A 21756-nucleotide genomic window follows, 5' to 3' on the forward strand; every position below is an offset into this window, starting at 1 on the left:
CAGAACAAGCATTTGAGTGTGCCCCCAAGCCGTCGGAAAAATCGCGAAAACCGCTCTGCGACGCAGGCTGGCGCCGTCCCTGCGGCCCATTCAACAGTATTTGGCGGCGCCATGTTTAATAGATAGTTACCACCTTTGGCCCAATACCCTACCCGTAAGCTTTGTTATTTTCTCAACCGCAACAAGGCTTGCTTCACTATGGATATCTCTCTTTCTGATGGGCTCCCGACAAGGCTCCAGACGCACCGGGCAATCATCGAACGGCGTACGCCCGCCTGGCTGGCCAACGCCGGCCCGGACACTCATACAGCGCTGCGCAAGGCCGCCAGCCAGGCACTGAAGCAGCCTTGGCTGACCAAGGCCCGCGACGATACCCCCGCCATTGTTGAGCAGTTACAAGCGCTGTACGCTGAACACCATCATCTGCAACAACGTATTGCCCCCAGCCTGCAGCGGCTGGGCACACTTGAAGACTTTGCCGCGCCGCGCCTGACCCAGGCTATCAAGCAACAGTTCGACCTGGATCTGGATGTGCGCGCGGCGCATTTGTTTCACGCCAGCCACACCCGTACCGAAGACACTTTCGTTAATGCGGCGAAAGATCCAATTGTCCAAGCCAATAGCACCTTGCGTGCAGCCATCCGGCCGCTGCTTGAAGCCGCTTTGCAAAACTTCCAGGCCGAAGAGACTGTACCGGGTGCAATGGACCGCGATCAGCATTTCAAAGCCGGGATCTTTGCCAACCACCAGGTGCTGGGGCCTTACCTGCAAGGCACGCCCGTCGCCCTGCCGGCCCACGAATTTGCCGCCTTGTCCAGGGGGCTGGACCTGGGGGGTGAATACCAGAAACACATCGACAGCGTGTTCGACCGGGTAACGATCGGCGACCTCCAGGCGTTCGAGCGCTCGACACTGTTATTGCAGGTTCACCTGGCGTTGCTCAAGCAACGCATCGATGCGCCTGCGCACACGGCCCTGTTGAATCTGCTCAACGGCCGGCCCGGCGCACAGCTCAATGGCCAAGAGCTGTACTGCAGTGCCCTGACCCTGTGGGACGTCGAGCTGACCGGGGTCGTGCTGATCAGTACCGACCGCGACGCCAGCACCAGCGTCCAGCCGGTGATGCTGTACATCCCTGAAGACCCGGTTGCACCGCTGCAACTCCATGCCTCGGCACAAGCGCTACATAAAGCGCTGCGAGAACGCCTGTTCAATAAGCGTTATGCAGACTTTTTCAGCGGGCTGCTTCCCGCGCGCCAGCGCAGCCATGTCATGAATACCCTGTACAAGCACCTGTACCCCAAGGTCAAGAAAGGCCCGTGGTATGGGCAGCGCTGGCTGGAACATGAGGCCGATCACAACGCCCGTCTCAAGCTCGGCGAAAACCATCTTGCCCAACCGCTATTCGAAACCCTGGTACACCGCAAGCTGACGGTCATCAAGGACGATGCACGATTCAATGGCGTACCCACTGCCGAACAGGATCAACGCAGCCATGAGCAGCGCATGGCCTGGTGGCGTGACAAGGCGCTCAACGTTCTGAACATTGCCGCCTTTGCCGTGCCGGCCCTGGGCGCGGTCATGCTGGGAGTGACCGCCGTTCAGTTGTGTTATGAAGTCTATGAAAGTATCGAGAGCTGGGAGCATGACGAGCGCCAGCAGGCTTTGAGCTATTTGCTGGATGTCGTGGAAAATATCGCCCTGATGGCGGCCATTGGCAAGCTCGCCGCTCACACTGCTCCGCTGCCCGCCATCGAAGCTCCGGGGTTTGTCGAGACATTGGCGCCGGTGCGGCTGCCCAGTGGCCAGCAACGTCTATGGAAGCCGGACCTTGCACCGTTTGCCCACGACATTCTGCTGCCAGCTGACCTCAAGCCCAATGCGCTGGGCCTGTACGAGCATCAAGGCAAGCAATGGCTGGTACTCGATGAGGGCACCTACTCAGTCAAGGCCGACAGCCACGGCGACTTTGTCATCGAGCATCCCGATACCGGCCAGCACTTCGAGCCGCCGTTGCGTCACAATGGCGCGGGCGCCTGGCTGCACCCGCTGGATAACCCGCGCCAGATGCACGGCCTGAAACTCCTGCGCCGCTTGGGTTATGACACCGCCAGCCTGCCCGATGCCATGGCCCGGCAAGCCCTGCAAGCCAGCAATACCTCTGAAGCGGTGCTGCGCCACGCCCTGACCGAACTGGGGCGCCCCCCGGCGCTGTTGGTCGACACCATACAGCGCCTGCAACTGGATCGGGAGCTGAGCCAGGCCGGCCAGCCCGAGCTGTTCGACACTCGCTATCAGGCCCGCCAAGCGTCGCCGGTCGCAGGCGTAGAAGCCTTGCAGCAGGCCTTGCCGTCACGCCTGCCCGCCAGCGTCGCGCAGGAGCTGTGGAGTCATGCGTCCACCGCGCAACAACAGCAATTGCTCAACGAGCACAAACTGCCAATCCAGTTGGCCGAAGAAGCCCGTCACTATCGTCAGCAGCTACGCCTGACACGTGCCTATGAAGGTCTGTACCGGCAATCGTCGCACAACCCTGATACCGACCAGTTGATCCTGCACAGCCTGGAGTCACTGGTCGGCTGGTCCAGCGAACTGCGCCTTGAAATTCGCGATGGGTCATTCAACGGTGCACTGCTCGACAGCGTCGGCCCCGTCGATGCGCCCAAGCGCAAGGTGCTGATCAAGGAGCAAGGCGGCTATAGCGCTCGCGATGCCCAGGACCGTCACCTCAATGACCGTGCTGACCTGTATGCCTCGATCCTGCATGCCTTGCCCGACGCCGAGCGCCAGGCATTGGGCATACCGCATACCGGCCAACGCGCGGTGCTGCAACGCCTGATTCAATACCAGCCACTGGCGCGTCATCAATTGCGCCGGGTGTTGGCAATGCCTGAGATCCGGCCTGGGTTTCGCTCGCCGATGCGCTTGGCCGACGGGCGAATCGGTTATCTGCTCAGCGGCCGGCCGGGCACACACTGGACAGTCAGCCGCCACTATCTGCTCGACCGGTTGAGCCTGCTGGAGTTCGACATGCTCTGGCCGGATGAAATGCTCCAGCGCCTGCAAGACTTTGGCATGAGCCTGGAAAGAATTGATGCACGGCTTGACGCGGTGCTCGAAGAACAACGCCTGTTGCGCGAAAGCCTCGAAACCTGGCGCGGCCTTGAGCCGCTGCAGACGGAGGAGGCACAGTCAGTCAACGCTCGCCTGAGCACCGCCATCTGGAGGCACTGGACGCGGCACAGCCTGCCCGAACTGGGCCTGGCACCCGAGCCACTGCACCTGGAAAATTTTGCCCTGCAAGACTTTGCGCCGCAGTTGCCGGCGTTCTTTGAGCAGCGTGTCACCGCTCTGCAACTCGATGACCTGCGCCCTTCTGCCGCGCATGGGCGGCCCGCTGACCTGCTGTCTGTCGACAACCAGACCCTGCAACAGTTTCTGTCGCGCTGGGGCAATGCCCGCTCGCTGGGCCTGCGCAACAATCCCGGGTCCGGCCTGCTTACCCGCTATTACCCCGGCTTACTGGGTACGGTGTCCAGCAGCCTGCCGAACCTGACCGACTTGCGCCTGATCAATCTGCAACTGTTGCTCAACCAGGCGGAAATGGACGGTTTGCTGCCGCTGCTGCAGTTGCGCAACCTGGAGTTGTCCGGCAACCGCTTCAGCCAGCACCAGCCACTGTCGCTGGAGTGGCTGCGGCCCCAACGGCTGGTGCTGGAGCACACCGAGCTGCGGCATTGGCCGACCTGGCTCGACAGCCGGGTGCCTGGCCCCATTCGCGAGTTGTCACTGGCCGGGAACCACCTGACCGAATTGCCTGGCTACATTCTCGATAACCCGCACAGCCCGGACAACCATAGCGTGATCGACGTGCGGGGCAATCCGTTATCAATGGGCACCATCTTGCGTGCGCGCCTGGACGACGCACTGGCCGATCGCTCATTCAGCTACCGGATCGATACCCCGGCCGCCATGGAAGTCAACCTGGGGGTCCTGATCAGCGAGCGTAACGCACTCACGCAAGCCATCGAAGACTGGAACGAAGCCAGCACCTCCAGTGTAACCCTGTCGCCGCAGACCATCGCCCAGCGCCGCCGGATCGGCGTGGCCCTGATGGATCACTGGCGCGCTTATGCCCGTGGTGAATCGCAGACGGCCCTGCATCTGGAAGATATGGATCTGGCGCAGTTTCCAAGACGCCTGCCGGGTTTCTTTTATTTACGGGTGCGCTCGATGCGCTTGCACCGGATCACAACCACAGATGAGCAATTGGGCAACCTGCTCAGGTTCATGATCAACCTCGGCAGCTTGCGCATAAGTGGCGAGATGACCCCGCTGCTTTCGCCACCTCAGGCGCTGCTGGGGCTTTCGAGTTTCAGCAACCTGAGCCTGATTGACACAAACTTGCGCATCGACCGGCGCTGGACCGATTTTTTCGCTCGTATGGTGCGATTGGAAAGCCTGGAGCTCGACGGCAACTTTCTCGGCGACGTGCAGGAAGTATCCAGCCTGGGGCACCTGAGGCTGCGCTGGCTGTCGCTGCGCAATACCGGACTTCAAAGCTGGCCTGCCTGGATGACCGACAGGTTGCCCCCTACTCTGGAGACACTGATTCTGGATAACAACCAGTTGCAGGACATTCCCGAACAACTGCTGGCCAACCCGCGCCGCCAGTGGGGGCACACTGAAATAAGCCTGCGCGGCAATCCGTTGTCCCACGAAGCGATGCAGCGCGCCCATACCTCACAACGTTACGGGCGCTCGTACAGCTTTGAAATGGACTTGCCGCCGCAAATCCGCGAAATCGCCTGGTACGAGTCCCACGACTCCGACTCGACCATGACCGAGTCCGACTACTCAATGCACACCCATAGCCCGGCCACCTCGTCGACCCTGGAGCTATCGGGCATCGAACCCTGGCTGGACAATAACGCCGAGCGTCCTGAAGTCTGGCGACAACTGGAACAGGATGCCGATGCCCGCCACTTGCTGGCGCTGATCGACTACCTGCAACAAAGCGCCGACTACCGCAATCAGTCCAGCCGTGCGCAACTGGTCGAGCGAGTCTGGCAGGTTCTGGAGGCTGCGGCGCGATCGCCAGAGTTGCGGGCCACCCTGGACGGCATCGCCGAGCAACCGCTGCAAATGATCAGAGAACAGGACACCTGCCCCGACGGGGTCATGGTGGAATTCAACCAGATGGAAGTCATGGTTTTCACTCAGCAGTCGTTGCAGGACCTGCCTGCCACCAGCAGGGGCGCGGCATTATTGAACCTGACCCGACGCCTGTATCGCCTGCATGAGCTTGATCGCATTGCCCGCGAGCGGGCCAATGGTCGGGATGAAGCGGAGGTGCGTCTGGCCTACCGGTTGCGTTGGGCGCAAGAGCTGGACCTGCCGGTCCCGCCGCAGCGCATGCTTTATGAAGCCCACGCCCGCTTGCAGCCTGACGAGCTGAACGCGGCGCTGGCGCGGGTGCAGGCCGGTGAACGGGGTGATTCATTCCTGGCGTTTGCGATTACCCAGATGCCGTGGGTCACTTACCTGCGCGAAGAGTACGCGACAGGCTTCAACGGCTTGCAAAGAATCTATCGCGACAATCTCAATCGCCTGACCGATCGTTACGAGCAGCTTGGCCTGAGCCTGAGCAGTGCACAATTCGAGGCCGAGGCTCGCACGCTGGACCAGCAGTATCAGGACGACCAACTGACCTTGCTGAGGGCGCTGACCGTAGATGCGGTCGTTTCAGGACCCTCCCCGGATCAGCCAGCGGCGCTGGCTGAACCACCGGCGTCTGGAGCGCTTATGCCTGACGCACCTGAGCCTCCAGCTCAGCCTTGAGCGTCGGTGCCAGGTTGAGCTGACGGGCCAGTTCGTCAAGGTAGGCACGCTCCATGAAGTGCTCCTCATCAACGAGAATCAGGCTGGCAATGTACATTTCGGCGGCAATTTCCGGGGTGCGTGCGGCGCGCGCCACGTCTGCCGGGTCCAGCGGCTTGTCCAGTTCGGCATGCAGCCACTGGCGGAACTGCCGGTCGTCATGAAGCTTGACGAACTCGCCCTCGATCAACTCACGCTCGCGCTGGTCCACATGCCCATCGGCCTTGGCAGCGGCCACCAGCGCACGCAGGATCGCCTGGCTGTGTTCCTCGGCCTGATCGGCGGGCAGCCGGTCAATGGTCTGCGGTTCACGCAGACCGGCCTGGCCCTGGCTGGCCTGCCAGTTGTTGTAAGCCTTGTAGGCAATCACGCCCAGCGCCGCCAGGCCGCCGTAGGTCAGCACCTTGCCGCCCATGCCGCGGCCTTTCTTGCCTTTGAGCAGGCTCATGGCCCCGGCGGCCAGCGCACCGCCGCCAGCACCTGACAACAAACCGCCCAGCCCGCCAGCCGCAGCGCCGGGCAACAGGCCGCCCGCCTTGGGACGCTTGCCCGATGTGCCGCTGACCTTGTCCTGCAGCATCTGCTGACCGGAGCGCAGCAGTTGATCGAGCAGACCTCGAGTATTCATGAATGTGTTCCTCGACCTTGATGGGATGTTCAATTGACCCACACAGTAAGGCGAAGTCACCCATGTACGGTTGTTACTAATAATTCCAGATATTTCATCGGCCACTGATGCCCGACTCATCGGCAACTAAGGGGGCCGCCGTATCAGCAGGTACAAAAGTTGATATTCATTTGAATAAACTCCACTCATACGAATCGCCCTATTGATCCCGATACAGACGCTGCTGAGCCCCTTATAAAATCGTTGATCGGTCGCCGCATGGCGGATTTATTTCAACTACCGCTGACCTACGATTTGTGCCCTACGACCTCCCCATAAAAGTTGCGCACTTGCACGGGCAGAATCATTGACTCTCCCCTTTACGGGAGAGTTTAGACTGCGCGCCGTATCTGCCGGGGCCAGAGCCTTCAACAGGCCCTGCCCAACGCCTGCAGAACGCAGCATCTGCCTGGTCTGTGATCATGCCCGGATGCCCTCTGTTTATGGAAAAGCTCTGGAGTAACACCATGGAAAAAGCCGACGTACTGGTAACCGGCTACGGTCTGGTCGCACCGACGGTCATGGATGCCAGAGGTTTATTTGCCCTGCTGGGCCAACATGGCTCGTGCCTGCGCGAACATCCAGACCAGCCCAGCGGCCCTGCAGGCTTTATCGACGAGCAGCAGTGGCAACTGATCGACGAGGCGATTACCGATGAGTCTGCCAACCAGTCGCGCCACACCCTGCTTAGTCGCTATGTTGCCGAACAGGCACTCGGCCAGGCAGCCTTGCGCGCCGAAGACTTCAGTGCCGCCCGCAGCGGATTGTTTCTCGGGTGCCAACCGGGGCAGTATCGGCAGACCCGCTGCCTGGCTCAGTGGCTGGGGGTGCATGAGTATGTGTCGAGCCATTCGGACGCCTGTGCCGCCGGCACCGTTGCCATCGGTAACGCGTATCGCGCGGTTGCCAACGGCGAGCTGGAACTGGCGCTGTGCGGCGGTATTGAACTGCTGCCTGAGGGCAGCTTCGCCTCCAGTGCCCAGGCACCCAGCCCGTTCATCCCCAGCGAAGGGGCAGCGCTGATCGTGCTGGAATCGGCCAGCCACGCGCAACGCCGTGGCGCGCGGGCCTTGGGCCGGGTACTGGGCTACGCCGATCGGTATCAAGACACTGCCGAGCCCGGTGCACTTTATGTGCAGTGCATGCAGGCCGCGTTACATGACGCGGGGCTGGCGCCGCGCCAGGTTCAGCATGTCAATGTCCACAGCCCCTCGCCGCTGAGCATGGACAACCACGAAGCCCAGGCTGTCAAACAGGTATTCGGCACCGCCCTGCCCGACACGACATTCGCCGCCAACAAGTTCGCCGTCGGACACGCCCTGGCCGGTAGCGGCGCCATCGAAGCCGTCCTGTCATTGATGTCGCTGCAATTGGGCGTGCTGCTGCCGACGCCAGACGACGGCGCAGCCAGGTCGCCACATACCACCATGAACTTCCCTGATTCGCTACAGCAACAGACCATCGATGCGGTGCTGTCCAACTCGTTCAGCCGTAACGGCACCAGCAGTTCTCTGGTACTTGGTCGTGGCTGAGTGATCATGCCGGGATGGTCGTGCAATCAGACTCAGGCGCTGGTCAGTCGGCGCTCGAAAGCCAGCAAGCCATCGAGCATCTGCTGCAAGTGAGCCATCTGGTTAGTGAGTTCGAGCTTTTTCGCAATAATGGCATCAAGCATCAATTGCCGTGGCAGTTCTCCGACCTGCTGGCCCTGCAGGATGGCCTGCATTTCCTTGAGCTTGAAGCCCAACTGTTGAGCGCCTTTGATAAAACTCAGGCGCTCAACCGTTTCATGGGTATAAATCCGATACTTTCCTTCGCGCAGTGGCTCGGGTAGCAGGCCAATCGCCTCGTAATGGCGAATGCATTTGACCGTAGTGCCCGCCAGGCGGGCGACTTTGCCGATAAACATGAGCAACTGAACTCCATGGCCTTTTGACACACTCGCGCCAGCATAAGCGCCAATTGTGACATGCCGGAGTGCCTCGGAAACCGCTCAAGGTCAATGAAAGCACCGCAATAGAGCCTTGCGCGTATTGCGGTGCGGATGGCCGTCAATCGCGCAGGTCAGATTCGTGGATGGGCTGGTCGCGATGGGTTGCCCGTTGATACTGAGCGGGCCATACCGCCTGCCGGCTGCCCAGGTCGTCATCGGCATGCAGCGCCCAGTAGGGGTCGCGCAGCAGTTCACGGGCCAGCAGAATGATATCGGCCTGGCCGGTGCGCAGAATGTGTTCGGCCTGGGCCGGTTCGGTAATCATGCCGACAGTGCCGGTGGCAATGTCTGCCTCCTTGCGGATGCGCTCGGCAAAGCGGGTCTGGTAACCCGGCCCGACCGGTATTTCGGCATGCACTGAAGTCCCCCCGGACGATACATCGATCAGGTCAGCCCCCAGTGTCTTCAACCGCCGCGCCAGCTCGACGGTTTCATCAGGGTTCCAGCCATCCTCTACCCAATCGGTGGCCGACACTCGCACGAACAGCGGCAACTCGGCGGGCCAGACTTCGCGCACCGCTTCAGTGACCTGGCAGACCAGCCGGATGCGATTTTCAAACGAACCACCGTAGCGGTCATTGCGCCGGTTGCTCAGCGGCGACAGGAACTGATGCAACAGATAACCATGTGCTGCATGGACTTCGACAACCTTGAAGCCTGCGGCCAGCGCCCGTCGGGTCGAGGCCACAAAGGCATCAATGACCTCGTTGATCTGGTCCGGGCTCAAGGGCTGCGGGGCGACGTGTTCAGGGTCAAAGGCAACCGCCGATGGCCCCCATGGCTGCCAGCCGCCCTCTTCGAGCGGTACGTTGCCATGCTTGCCCAACCAGGGCCGCCAGGTACTGGCCTTGCGGCCGGCGTGGGCCAGCTGGATGGCCGGAACGGCGCCCTGGGCTGTAATGAAACGGGTGATGCGCTGCAGCGGGGCAATTTGCTCGTCGTTCCAGAGACCCAGGTCCTGAGGGGTGATACGACCATCAGCGGTGACGGCGGTGGCCTCGGTAAAGATCAACCCGGCGCCGCCGACTGCGCGACTGCCGAGGTGGACCAGATGCCAGTCGTTGGCCAGCCCGTCGACACTTGAGTACTGACACATCGGCGACACCGCGATGCGGTTCGGCAGTTGCAGTTGGCGCAGGGTATAGGGTTCTAGCAGCAGACTCATGGCGACCTCTCTTGTGACAGTCAGGCGTGCAGCACTTCGCAGGAAGGAGCAGTGCCGGCCGCGCAGGTCGTGACCAATCCAGGCCGTTATCGACGATGCGTGGCGGCTTCTCCTTTTTCTATATAGGAGCCTAGTCGACAATTGCCATGGGCACAGGGTTCATCGCTTTGCACGTCGTAGGAGCGGCTTGAGCCGCGAAAGCCATTCGCGTGGTGTAAGAGTCTTTGCTGCGGTTGTCTATTCGTCAGGTTTCGCCCTGCTGGGCGAAACCTGTCTCAACCGACTCTTTTCAACGCGGGGCGATATGGGTCACCAGCAGTTGGACGGTTTCATTACCACGAAACTCGTTGAGGTCCAGACGGTAGGCCAGTTCTACCCAGCGGATGTTCGGGTTGGGCCAGATGTCGCGATCTACGCCGAAGGCGATGCCGTCCAGGCGCACACTGCCGCATTCGGTCTTGAGCACCATTTTCAGGTGCCGTTCACCGACCACCCGTTGCTCGGCCAACTGGAAGATGCCGTGAAACAGCGGCTCGGGGAAGTGTTGTCCCCATGGGCCGGCGTTACGCAGGGCGCGGGCCAGTTCCAGATGAAACTCTTCGACGGCCAGGGTGCCGTCGGATAACAACCGGCCAGTGAGGTCGTCTTCGTTCAGCTGGCGGCGTACTTCGTGGTCGAATGCGGCGCAGAATGCCGGGAAGTTTTGCTCTGGCAGCGACAGGCCTGCGGCCATGGCGTGGCCGCCAAATTTGCTGATCAGCTCGGGATATCGGGCCGCTACCGCATCGAGCGCGTCGCGGATATGAAAACCTGGCACCGAACGCGCCGAACCTTTTAGCACCCCGTCACCGGCGCTGGCAAAGGCGATGGTGGGCCGGTGGTAACGCTCCTTGAGCCGTGAAGCGAGGATGCCGATCACCCCTTGATGCCAGTCCGGCTCGAACAGACACAGCCCGAATGGCATGGACTCTTGCGGCAAGTCCTTGAGCTGCGCCAAGGCTTCGCGCTGCATGCCCTGCTCAATGCTCTTGCGGTCCTGGTTCAGCTCATCGAGCTGCACCGCCATTTCCCGGGCCCGATCCGGGTCATCACACAGCAGGCATTCGATCCCCAGGCTCATATCGTCCAGCCGCCCGGCAGCATTCAGACGCGGCCCCAGGATAAACCCCAGGTCGGTAGAGGTAATGCGTGAAGGATCACGCCGAGCGACCTCAAGAATGGCACGCAGGCCCGGACGGGCGCGACCGGCGCGAATCCGCATCAGGCCCTGGTGGACCAGAATGCGGTTATTGGCATCCAGCGGCACCACGTCAGCGACACTGCCCAGCGCCACCAGATCGAGCAACTCACCGAGGTTCGGCTGGGCGCGCTGATCGAACCAGCCGATCTCACGCAGGCGGGCGCGCAGGGCCATCAGTACGTAGAACATCACCCCGACGCCGGCCAGCGATTTGCTCGGAAAGCTGCAGCCTGGCTGGTTGGGATTGACGATCGCATCGGCGGCCGGCAATTGATGGCCAGGCAAGTGGTGGTCGGTGACCAGCACTCTGAGCCCGGCGGCCTTGGCAGCGGCCACGCCGTCGACACTGGAGATACCGTTATCGACGGTCATCAACAAGTCTGGTGAGCGCTGCAGCGCCACGTCGACAATTTCCGGGGTCAGGCCATAGCCGTACTCGAAACGGTTGGGCACCAGATAGTCGACATGCGCAGCGCCCATCAGGCGCAGCCCGAGCACGCCCACGGTGCTGGCAGTCGCACCGTCAGCATCGAAGTCACCAACGATCAGGATGCGCTGACGTTGCTGCAAGGCCTCGACCAGCAGGTCCACCGCCGCATCGATGCCCTTGAGCTGTTGATACGCAATCAGCCGCGCCAGGCTCTTGTCCAGTTCCTCGGCCGAGACCACGCCACGCGACGCATACAGGCGGGTCAGCAGCGGCGGCAGATCGCCAAGAACCGGCAAGGGGCTGGGCATGGGACGGTGTTCGATACGCATGGGTACTGATGTCTCTTTTCAAAGTGATACGGGGTGATCAACCGCGCTCGCCGGCCAGCCATTGCAATTTCACTTCATGCTGGCCCCGGTCGTCGGTCACAAACACCTCGCCATCAGAGATCATGACGTCCCACTTGATGACCCGCGGCATGTCTTTGGCCAGAACTTCCAGAACGTCCTGCGGCACCGCAGCGATGCTGACGTTCTTGAGGCTTTTCGCTCCAGCGACTACTTTTGTTTCCCAGACACGCAAGCTGCCATAGGCCAACAGGCTGGTGCGCTCGGTACGCCGTGAACACCAGGTCAGGCGCTCCAGATCAGGCTGGCCGACTTCGATCCAGTGCAGGACGCGGTCATCCAGGCTTTTTTCCCACAGCGCGGGTTCGTCTACTTCAGACAGGCCACGACCAAAGGCCAGTTGTTCGTTGTACCACAGGGCGTAGGCCAGCAAGCGGACGGCCATGCGCTCTTCGGTCTCGGACGGATGACGGGCGATGGTCTGTTTGACGCTCTGGTAAATATTGCGATCGATGTCGGTGAGGTTGAGTTCGAATTTATAGGTGGTCGACGGCTGGGCCATGGACGGGCTTCCGGAGCAGGAGAAAGCCGACAAGTCTACCCGATGCGCAGGCGGTGAACGACCACATCCGGGCGGACTCAAAGTTGTCAGACAAAAACTGCAAAATCCACTGGCTTAATCCGCATGGTTGATGCAATTTGAATTACTTTCCTGGAGGTTGAGTTTCACGCATGTGTCTTGGCGCCGCACCCTTTGCACGCTTGCGTCTGGCTGTCTGCCTGTTGCTGTTGGGTCTTGGCACACTGCCTGGAACCAGCCAGGCCAAAGACACGCTGATCTGGCTGATGCGCGATATGCCTCCGGTGACCATTTTTAGCGGCCCTGATCAGGGTCAGGGCGCTATCGACAAGCTCATGCCGCTGCTGATCGCGCGTATGCCCCAGTACGATCATCTGTTAATGCGCGTCAACCGCGCGCGCGGCCTGCAGATGCTCAACGAACCCAGCTTCACCTGCGACCCCACCTTGCTGTGGACCGCTGAGCGGGCGAAGAAAATCATCTATTCCATCCCCACCTATGCCGTATTTGCCAATGGCCTGACCGTGCGCAAGGACGATCTGGCGCGTTTCACGCCCTTCATTGCCAACCGGCAAATTGATCTGAAGGCCCTGCTGGCCAGCAAGACCGCCAAAATCGGGGTGGTCGCAGGCCGCAGCTACGGTCCGGTGATCGATCAGATCCTGAGTCAAGTGCCCGAAGAAGAGCTCTCGTCGCATTACGGTAACGATGCAATTGGCAGCATGCTGCAGATGCAGCGCCTGAGCCGGATCCAGGCGATGATCAGTTATTGGCCGGAAGCTCGCTATCAGGCGCTGCAACAAGGGATTCGCGAAACCGAACTGGTGTTTCTACCGGTCAAGGATGCTCCCAAGTATCAGTTCACTCACATTGGCTGCTCCGATACCGAGCAAGGGCGCGAAGCCATGGCGATCATCAACCGGGAAATGCGCGTATTGCGCGAAGAAAAGCTGATCGAGCTGTATGCAGAGTGGCTGGACCCGAAACGGCGTGAAGAATACCTGCAAGACGCCAAGACGTTCTTCATCGATAAATAGTCAAAAAGAAACCCCGAGCAGCGGGGATGACTGGTCGGGGTAAACCTTGGACCTGTAAAGGGCCAGACGGCAGGTAGCAATCACCGGAGCACAATGATCGTTCCTGCCATACCTGATCAGAACCCGATCCGGGCAGAAGGTTCCTGCCGGCCGATCAGGCAAAAACCGGTGCACCGACCAGTGGACGGTTTGCATTGGCATTGCGCATGGCAGCAATCACACACGGCTCGATACGCCCCTCGGCCACCAGCAAATCACGATGCAGGCCATCGACCACGTCAGTCAGCAACAGTCTGTCACGCAACTGGTCGGCGCTGAAACTGCGCTCGATTACCACGGTGCCGCAGACATCCTTGAGGGTCACCAGCCGCTCGCCCCGCAGGCCAGCCGTGCCGATGCTGACCTGATAAGGGGCCAGCGCTTCGCTTAGCAGCAAACTGATATTTTCCATCTTGATCACCCCTCGATTATTTGAATGCAAAAGATGCTTATCAATGACCAGCGTTCAGTACAGAAAGTTCTAATGCCAAGCAGGACTCCATCCCCCGTCAATCGAGCATGCCTGTGAAATGTGACAGGGAAAAAACCGCGGCCGCCGATCAACATTGATCAGCATCGCCCCGCCACCGGGTCACACGCGCACGCCTGGCCCGGTCGCTGCTGGGCGTGACCTGTGTGCTGCTCATACTGCCGGCGCAGTTGCTCAAGCTCACGCTCCAGGTGTTTACGGTCGCTGATGTCCACCCAGCCACCCAACAGCCCCTGCAAGCGACCGTCTGCTGCGTAGAACGGCACGCTCCATTGCCAGGCATCCACGCGGCGGCCATTGAGTTCGAAGGTCCGTTCGACGAACACCGGCTGGCGACTCTCAAGCAACTGCAGGTAGTCGGCGTGCATTCGTTCAGCGAGCTGGCGCGGCAACAGCTCGATATCAATCAGCCGTCGTCCCTGCATATGCTCGACGCTGATCTCGAAAAACTGCTCGTAGCTGCGATTGCACGATACCAGGCGGCCCTGCAGGTCACGCACATAGACCGGCATGGGCATGGCATCGAACAACGCTTGCTTGAACGCCAGTTGGTCATTGAGTTGCGCCTCAACCTGGCGACGCTGAGCGGCCTGAATGCGCAAACGGCTATTACAGGCCAGCAAAACCAGACCCAGCAGCAGGGTCAGGACAACGCTCCAGACCAGCCATTGAGGAATGCGACTCCAGAGTGACGGCTGCGGCAGGCCGGCACTCAGCCATTTCATGCGGATCGTCCGCATCTCGGTCACCGGAAAAGCCTCCAGAGCCTTATTGAGGATGCTCAACAGCTCAGGATGCGATTTGACCACCGCGAAGCGATCCGGCGACCACTTGCCATCGACGCTGCGGCCAACCTTGAGCTTCTCGGAACTGAACAGATACGCCCCGGCCTCGTTCTGAATCGTGGCATGGGCCTGGCCCTTCTCGACCAGCTCCCGGGCCTGGGCGTAGGTCTCTACCAGGCGTAGCTGGATATTGGGGTAGTTTTGCCGAATCTCGCTTTCCAGCGCATGCCGGGCGGGCAAGGCCAGAATGCGGTTACCCAACTGCGCGAGGCCGGCAGGTGAAGCATCGCCGCGCCGGACCACAAATACCCAATTGTTCCCACCAAATGAGTAGGTAAAGTTGAGAAACACTTTACGCTCCGGGTTCTCCGCCAAAGTGGTGTTCAACTCGGCCTCGCCACGATTCAGGGCTTCCAGGCTGGCCAGGGTAGACGGCATGCTCTGGTGAACGAACTGCAAGCCGGTCATCCGCGAGATCCGCGCCAGAACATCAGCATTGAGCCCCACCCAGCGGCCCTGTTCGTCACGATAGATATAGGGCGGGTGTTCGGTGGTCGCCACGGTGATGCGCGGGTGCCTGGCCAACCAACTGCGCTCAAGGCTGCTCAGGGCGATACGCTGCTCACCGAGGTACGCATTCAGCCCGGCAGTCCAGCGCGCCTGCACCTCACGCTCAAGGTGTACATCCAGGCTCGCCAGCGCCTGGTCCACAAGCCCCTTCAGACGTCGCTCATCAGCGCGCAACGCAAAAGCAAAGCCATGGGGTGCCAACGCGCTTTCAAAATGCACCTGCAACGCCAGATAGGGACGCATGCTCAGGTAGGAACGAACCACGACGTCATTGCCGATAAGTACATCCACCTCTTGCTGCCTCAGTGCCTCCATGGCGCTATACAGGCCGGGAGCCAGAATGATCTGGCTGTCCGGGTAGAGCCTCTGGAGTGCTTGCGGATCGGCATAATCGTCCAGCACTACGATCTTTTTGCCGGCTAACCCTCGGGCGGGCGGCAGTGCGCTGCGGTGCCCGACCACCACCGCGCGGTCAGGCATGTAAGCACGTGAAAAGGCTAGCCCGGCCTGCCCACGCTCAAAGGAGCTGGCGCTGCTGAGCAGGTCGATGCTGCCATCACGCAGGGCATCAATGGCATCGTCACGCTGGCTGAAACCCTTGAGCTGAACAGGCATATTCAGCTTGCCACCGAGCAGGCTCAGGTAGTCTGCGCTGACGCCCTGATAGCGGTTGCCATCCGTGGTGATATCGATCGGTTCGTTATCAGCAACGACGATGCCGACCCGTAGCGTCTTACGCAGGTCAAGCCACTGTCGGTCACTGGCGTTGAGCACCAGCGGCTGAACGGGTTCAAACGGCGCGGCCAGGGTGAACGGTAAACTCTGCCCGGCACCCGCTACCGTGCTGAACAGCAGCAGCGCCAGCAGCACCAGTAACATGGCTGGCCACCTGTGGCGCTGCGCTTCGCTGACCGTCACAACGACCGGTCCTTGTCTGCTCACCTGCTTCACTGCCGCTCACTCTTGCCGGATCACTCGAAAGGCAGAGTTTGGCATGCGCAAACAAGAAGGCCCGCCAGATGGCGGGCCCCAAGTGTTACACAACGATACCGTCAGAGTGGCTTGCCACGGTTGCCGTGCTGGCTGACAAACGCCTGTACCGCTTTCAGGTCGTTGGGCAACACTGTGCAGCGCTCTTCACGCTGGAACAGGTCAGACAGGTGGGCAGGCAACTCAAGCGCCTTGCCGACACCGGCCTTCTCTACCGCTTCAGGGAATTTCACCGGGTGTGCTGTACCCAGCACGACCATTGGGATGTCCAGGCTGCGACGGCACTCGCGGGCCGCACGAACACCGATGGCAGTGTGCGGATCAAGGACTTCACCGGTACGGGCGAAGACCTCAGCGATGGTCTCACAGGTCTGCTCGTCGCTGACCGCCAGCGAGTCGAACAGCTTGCGGGTTTCAGTCCAGCGATCCTGTTCGACGCTGAACCCGCCACCTTGCTTGAAGGTGTCCATCAGTTCGGCAATGGCGGCACCATTGCGGCCGTGCATGTCGAACAGCAGACGCTCGAAGTTCGACGAGACCATGATGTCCATCGACGGCGACAGGGTCGGATGCAAGGCATCCTTGACGTACTGATTGCCGCTCATGAAGCGGTGCAGGATATCGTTGCGGTTGGTGGCGACGATCAACTGGTTGACCGGCAGACCCATGTTGCGCGCCAGGTAGCCGGCGAAGATATCGCCGAAGTTACCGGTTGGCACCGAGAACGACACCGAACGCGCCGGGCCGCCCAATTGCAGTGCTGCATGGAAGTAGTAGACGATCTGGGCCATGATCCGCGCCCAGTTGATCGAGTTGACCGCGACCAGCCGCGTACCTTTGAGGAAGTCCTGGTCAGCGAAGCTGGCCTTGACCATTTCCTGGCAGTCGTCGAAGTTGCCGTCGATAGCGATGTTGTGGATGTTATCGCCCAGGATGGTGGTCATCTGCCGGCGCTGCACGTCCGACACCCGGTTATTGGGGTGCAGGATGAAGATGTCGACGTTGTCGCAACGGCGGCAACCTTCAATGGCCGCAGAACCGGTATCACCGCTGGTCGCACCGACAATCACCACGCGCTCACCACGCTTGACCAGCACGTGATCGAGCAGGCGGCCGAGCAACTGCAGGGCGAAATCCTTGAACGCCAGGGTCGGGCCATGGAACAGCTCCAACACCCATTCGTTGCTGTCGAGCTGACGCAGCGGTGCCACCGCGCTGTGCGCGAACACACCGTAGGTTTCTTCGAGAATTTTTTTGAAGTCGGCATCGGCGATGCTGCCTTCGACGAACGGGCGCATCACCCGGAACGCCAGTTCGTGGTACGGCAGGCCGGCCCAGGAGGCAATTTCTTCCTGAGTGAAGCGTGGCAGGTTTTCCGGGACATACAGACCGCCATCACTGGCCAGACCGGCCAGCAATACGTCTTCGAAATTCAACGCCGGGGCTTTGCCGCGAGTACTGATATAACGCATGGGTGCAAACCTTTGGTTTGAGCTGCAAGCTCCAAGCCTCAAGCTGCAAGCCGAAACGTGACCGGCTTCATCTTGCAGCTTGCAGCTTACGGCTTGAAGCTGCTCTTAGTTAAGGTGTTCGACGCGGATGCGGACCACAGGGCCGACGACATCCTGCAAGGCTTCCAGGGCTTCGATGGCATCGTTGATACGCTGCTCCACGACTTCGTGGGTCAGCAGGATCATCGGCACCAGGCCATCCTGTTCCTCGACCTCTTTTTGCATGATCGATTCGATATTGATACCGCGCTCGGACAGGATGCTCGCCACCTGAGCCAGTACGCCCGGATGGTCCTTGGCCTGGATCCGCAGGTAGTAGGCGCTTTCACAGGCCTCGATCGGCAGGATCGGATGGGTCGACAACGAGTCAGGCTGGAAGGCCAGGTGCGGCACGCGATTGGTCGGATCGGAAGTCATGGCACGCACCACGTCCACCAGGTCGGCTACCACCGACGATGCAGTCGGCTCCATGCCGGCGCCGGCGCCGTAGAACAGGGTAGAGCCCGACGCGTCGCCGTTGACCATTACGGCATTCATCACGCCATTGACGTTGGCCAGCAGACGGTCAGCCGGAATCAGGGTCGGGTGCACGCGCAGTTCAATGCCCTGCTCGGTGCTACGCGCCACGCCCAGGTGCTTGATCCGGTAGCCCAGCGCTTCGGCGTAGTTGACGTCAGCGGTGGTCAGTTTGGTGATGCCTTCGGTGTAGGCCTTGTCGAACTGCAGCGGAATGCCAAAGGCGATGGACGCCAGAATGGTCAGCTTGTGCGCCGCATCGATGCCTTCGACGTCGAAGGTCGGGTCGGCTTCGGCATAACCGAGGGCCTGGGCTTCAGCCAGAACGTCCGGGAAGGTACGGCCTTTTTCACGCATTTCGGTGAGGATGAAGTTACCGGTGCCGTTGATGATACCGGCCACCCAGTTGATGCGGTTGGCCGACAGGCCTTCACGGATCGCCTTGATCACCGGAATACCACCGGCGACAGCAGCTTCAAAGGCCACGATCACACCCTTCTCGCGGGCGCGGGCGAAGATCTCGTTGCCGTGTACAGCAATCAGTGCCTTGTTGGCGGTGACGACGTGCTTGCCATTGTCGATGGCCTTGAGCACCAGTTCACGGGCAACGGTGTAGCCGCCGATCAGTTCGACAACCACGTCGATCTCAGGGTTGCTGACCACCTCGAACACGTCGCTGGTGGTCGGGGTACCGGCAAGCTGGCAATTGGGGTTGGGTGTACGAACCGCAATCTGCGCGACCTCAATACCACGCCCGGCACGGCGGGCGATCTCCTCGGCGTTGCGCTGAAGTACGTTAAAGGTACCGCCACCGACGGTACCCAGCCCACAAATGCCTACTTTGACCGGTTTCACTGATGAACTCCCCGTAAAGCGGTCGCCCCCTCGGGCAACCGCACAGAACAACTGCATGCACTGCAGCTGAAAAAATTTGAATTATTTGGCGCCCAGCGCCAGCTTGGCCACCTGGGCCGCCGGCTGGTAACCCGGAATCACCTGGCCGTCAGCCAGAACGATGGCCGGGGTACCGTTCACACCAATCGACTGACCGATCTGGAACTGTTTGCCGACCGGATTATCGCACTTGGCTGCCTTGATATTCTTGCCTTCGACCATCTGGTCCATGGCCAGCTTGCGGTCCTTGGAGCACCAGACCGCCTGCAATTGCTGGTCACCCGGCGAACCCAGCCCCTGACGCGGGAAGGCCACGTAGCGAACTTCGACACCCAGCTTGTTCAACTGGCCGACTTCTTCATGAAGCTTGTGGCAGTACGGGCACGTGGTGTCGGTAAAGACAGTGATGTGCGATTTGGCTTCACCCACAGCCGGATAGACCACCATGTCGGCTGCCGGAATACCGTTGATGGTCTGGGCGATGGCCTTGCGCTCGGTCTTCTCGGTCAGGTTGACCGGTTTACCGTCCTGGATCTGGAACAGGTAACCCTGGACCACGAACTGGCCGTCGCCACTGGCATACAGCACACGTCCGCCCTTGAGCTTGACTTCATAGAGGCCATTGAAAGGGCTGCTGGCAATGCTTTCGACCGGCAGTTCAAGTTCGAGGGAGTCCAGGGTCTTGCGAATGGCCTTTTCAGCGCCAGCGTCTGCCTGGGCGAAAAAGCTGAAAGTACTGAGCAGTACTGCGGCGGCGACAGCAAAAAAGGAAGGCAAACGCATGAAAACTCCTATAACGGCGGACAGAATCGAGGGCATCCGACACTGCGGATCGTGCCTCGTTCCGCGGAACCGCCAAAGCCTACCACATTACCCCGGCAAGACGGACCCGGACTGTCGGGCAAATTATCCACGCGGATGATGGGTCGCATGCAGCTCCTGCAGGCGTGCCCGGGCGATATGGGTATAGATCTGGGTGGTGGACAAGTCACTATGGCCCAGCAGCATCTGCACCACCCGCAGGTCGGCACCGTGATTGAGCAAATGAGTCGCAAAAGCATGCCGCAAGGTGTGCGGCGACAATGACTTGTTGATGCCTGCCACCAGCGCATGTTGCTTGATCCGGTGCCAGAACGTCTGGCGGGTCATCTGCTCGCCGCGCAGGCTGGGAAACAGCACGTCGCTGGGACGCCCGTTGAGCAACTCGATACGGGCACCGCGCAAATAACGCTCGACCCAGACAATGGCTTCTTCGCCCATCGGCACCAGCCGCTCTTTACTGCCCTTGCCCATGACCCGCAGCACGCCCTGACGCAGATTGACCTGCTCCAGAGTCAGGCCGATCAGCTCACTGACTCGCAACCCGCAGGCGTACAGCACTTCGAGCATCGCCCGGTCGCGCTCACCAATCGGCTCGCCCAGGTCCGGCGCGGCCAGCAAGGCTTCGACGTCGGCTTCGGACAGCGACTTGGGCAATGGCTTGCCCAACTGCGGCATCTCGACTTGCAGGGTCGGGTCGACGGCGATCAGCTTTTCGCGCAACAGATAGCGATAAAAACCACGCAATCCTGAAAGCAGGCGCGCCGTGGAACGCGGCTTGTAGCCGTTATCCACGCGCCAGGCCAGATGATCGAGAATCACCTCGCGGCCAGCCTCGGACAACTGCACATTGCGCTCGCTCAACCAGCCATTGAACAGCGTCAAATCACTGCGATAGGACTCGCGGGTGTTATCAGAGAGGCCTTTCTCCAGCCACAGGGCATCGAGAAAGCGGTCAATCAGAGGGTGATCCAAGGCAGGCATTGCGGTTCGAGGCACACAGAAGAGGATGACAGACCCTACTACAAGACTTTCGGCAGATAAACGCCAGGCACCAAAAAGATCCCGCAGCCATGGGACTGCCTGACCATCGGGGCGCGACAAGCCCCGCCGTTCAGGGCGGGGAAGGATAGCGCGGACGGCGTAGCCGTCCTTGGTTGCCGTGGGGTGTCTGCTGCTGTTCGATGGATGCACCGCCACAGGATGATGCGACGTAATACGGCGACACAGATGCCCTTATACGGCGGTATTTCGTTACAAAGACCCCATGGTCATGCACCTTGAAAACACCGTGCCGTCCGCGCCTAATGGCGTCTTCATTGCTCATGGCTCAAGAGCAGCATGCAACGACTTCAAGCCTTCAAGTACGAACTCATGCCAGACGGCCGGCAGGAGCGGCAAATGCGCCGCTTTGCCGGCTCCTGTCGCTTCGTCTTCAACAAGGCGCTGGCGTTGCAGAAGGAGCGCCACGAGCAAGGCGAGAAGAAGCTCGGCTATGCGGGCCTGTGCAAGTTGCTGACCGAATGGCGCAATAGCCCGCAAACCGCATGGCTGGCCGATGCGCCTGTTCACCCGTTGCAACAGAGCCTCAAGGATCTGGAACGGGCCTACACCAACTTCTTCGCCAGACGAGCCGACTTTCCCCGACTCAAGAAGAAGGGGCAGCGCGACAGTTTCCGCTACCCCGACCCGAAACAGATCAAGCTCGACCAGACCAACAGCCGCCTGTTCTTGCCCAAGCTGGGCTGGCTGCGCTACCGCAACAGCCGCGAGGTGCCTGGCACGGTGAAGAACATCACCGTG

At 60.6% G+C, this 21756-nt stretch carries 14 protein-coding genes and 1 pseudogene; 4 read left to right on the forward strand and 11 right to left on the reverse strand.

Going from position 1 to position 21756, the window contains the following annotated elements; genetic code table 11:
• The first annotated feature begins 198 nt into the window (after positions 1–198).
• Positions 199–5841, forward strand: a complete 5643-nt coding sequence (locus NRB16_RS27045) for an NEL domain-containing protein (RefSeq protein ID WP_257107369.1) — start codon at positions 199–201, stop codon at positions 5839–5841.
• Here NRB16_RS27045 and NRB16_RS27050 read toward each other — a convergent pair.
• Positions 5804–6508, reverse strand: coding sequence for a tellurite resistance TerB family protein (locus NRB16_RS27050; RefSeq protein ID WP_045481307.1), 705 nt, complete (start codon positions 6506–6508; stop codon positions 5804–5806). The genes NRB16_RS27045 and NRB16_RS27050 overlap by 38 nt on opposite strands.
• Before the next feature lie 506 nt (positions 6509–7014).
• Here NRB16_RS27050 and NRB16_RS27055 point away from each other — a divergent pair.
• Positions 7015–8079, forward strand: a complete 1065-nt coding sequence (locus NRB16_RS27055) for a beta-ketoacyl synthase N-terminal-like domain-containing protein (protein WP_045481310.1) — start codon at positions 7015–7017, stop codon at positions 8077–8079.
• 32 nt (positions 8080–8111) lie between these two features.
• Here NRB16_RS27055 and NRB16_RS27060 read toward each other — a convergent pair whose 3' ends face one another.
• The 4 genes from NRB16_RS27060 to NRB16_RS27075 form a co-directional block, all read right to left on the reverse strand.
• Positions 8112–8456: a MerR family transcriptional regulator gene (locus tag NRB16_RS27060; protein ID WP_045481314.1), complete on the reverse strand. Its 345-nt coding sequence runs from the start codon at positions 8454–8456 to the stop codon at positions 8112–8114.
• Between the two features lie 142 nt (positions 8457–8598).
• Positions 8599–9705 (reverse strand): NADH:flavin oxidoreductase/NADH oxidase, encoded by a 1107-nt coding sequence (locus NRB16_RS27065; protein WP_045481318.1) that lies wholly within the window; start codon positions 9703–9705, stop codon positions 8599–8601.
• A gap of 289 nt (positions 9706–9994) precedes the next feature.
• On the reverse strand, positions 9995–11704 hold the full coding sequence (gene recJ, locus NRB16_RS27070) for a single-stranded-DNA-specific exonuclease RecJ (RefSeq protein WP_257107370.1): 1710 nt from the start codon (positions 11702–11704) through the stop codon (positions 9995–9997).
• 37 nt (positions 11705–11741) lie between these two features.
• Positions 11742–12284, reverse strand: a complete 543-nt coding sequence (locus NRB16_RS27075) for a YaeQ family protein (RefSeq protein WP_045481325.1) — start codon at positions 12282–12284, stop codon at positions 11742–11744.
• Positions 12285–12502: 218 nt separating this feature from the next.
• On the opposite strand from NRB16_RS27075, the gene NRB16_RS27080 reads away from it, so the two are divergent.
• The gene (locus NRB16_RS27080) at positions 12503–13339 is read left to right on the forward strand and encodes a TIGR02285 family protein (protein ID WP_373568517.1); all 837 of its coding nucleotides are present in this window, start codon (positions 12503–12505) and stop codon (positions 13337–13339) included.
• Between the two features lie 154 nt (positions 13340–13493).
• Here the strand turns inward: NRB16_RS27080 and NRB16_RS27085 are convergent, their stop codons facing one another.
• From NRB16_RS27085 to xerD, 6 genes and pseudogenes are all read right to left on the reverse strand, one after another.
• Positions 13494–13790, reverse strand: a complete 297-nt coding sequence (locus NRB16_RS27085; protein WP_253142780.1) for a DUF3509 domain-containing protein — start codon at positions 13788–13790, stop codon at positions 13494–13496.
• A 239-nt stretch (positions 13791–14029) separates the two neighbouring features.
• Positions 14030–16102 (reverse strand): annotated as a pseudogene (locus NRB16_RS27090) (transporter substrate-binding domain-containing protein); the annotation flags it as partial.
• Between the two features lie 173 nt (positions 16103–16275).
• Entirely contained in the window at positions 16276–17685 is a 1410-nt protein-coding gene (thrC, locus tag NRB16_RS27095; RefSeq protein ID WP_045481328.1) for a threonine synthase, read from the reverse strand.
• Positions 17686–17790: 105 nt separating this feature from the next.
• Positions 17791–19095 (reverse strand): homoserine dehydrogenase, encoded by a 1305-nt coding sequence (locus NRB16_RS27100; RefSeq protein WP_045481331.1) that lies wholly within the window; start codon positions 19093–19095, stop codon positions 17791–17793.
• 81 nt (positions 19096–19176) lie between these two features.
• Positions 19177–19917, reverse strand: a complete 741-nt coding sequence (gene dsbC / locus NRB16_RS27105) for a bifunctional protein-disulfide isomerase/oxidoreductase DsbC (RefSeq protein WP_045481334.1) — start codon at positions 19915–19917, stop codon at positions 19177–19179.
• Positions 19918–20040: 123 nt separating this feature from the next.
• Entirely contained in the window at positions 20041–20937 is an 897-nt protein-coding gene (xerD, locus tag NRB16_RS27110) for a site-specific tyrosine recombinase XerD (RefSeq protein WP_045481337.1), read from the reverse strand.
• Positions 20938–21294: 357 nt separating this feature from the next.
• Between xerD and NRB16_RS27120 the strand changes: the two genes are divergently transcribed.
• Positions 21295–21756: helix-turn-helix domain-containing protein (locus tag NRB16_RS27120; RefSeq protein WP_257107371.1), on the forward strand; the 462-nt coding region annotated here is incomplete at its 3' end.

Source organism: Pseudomonas sp. LJDD11 (assembly GCF_024584215.1).
In the GTDB taxonomy this organism is placed as follows: Bacteria; Pseudomonadota; Gammaproteobacteria; order Pseudomonadales; family Pseudomonadaceae; genus Aquipseudomonas.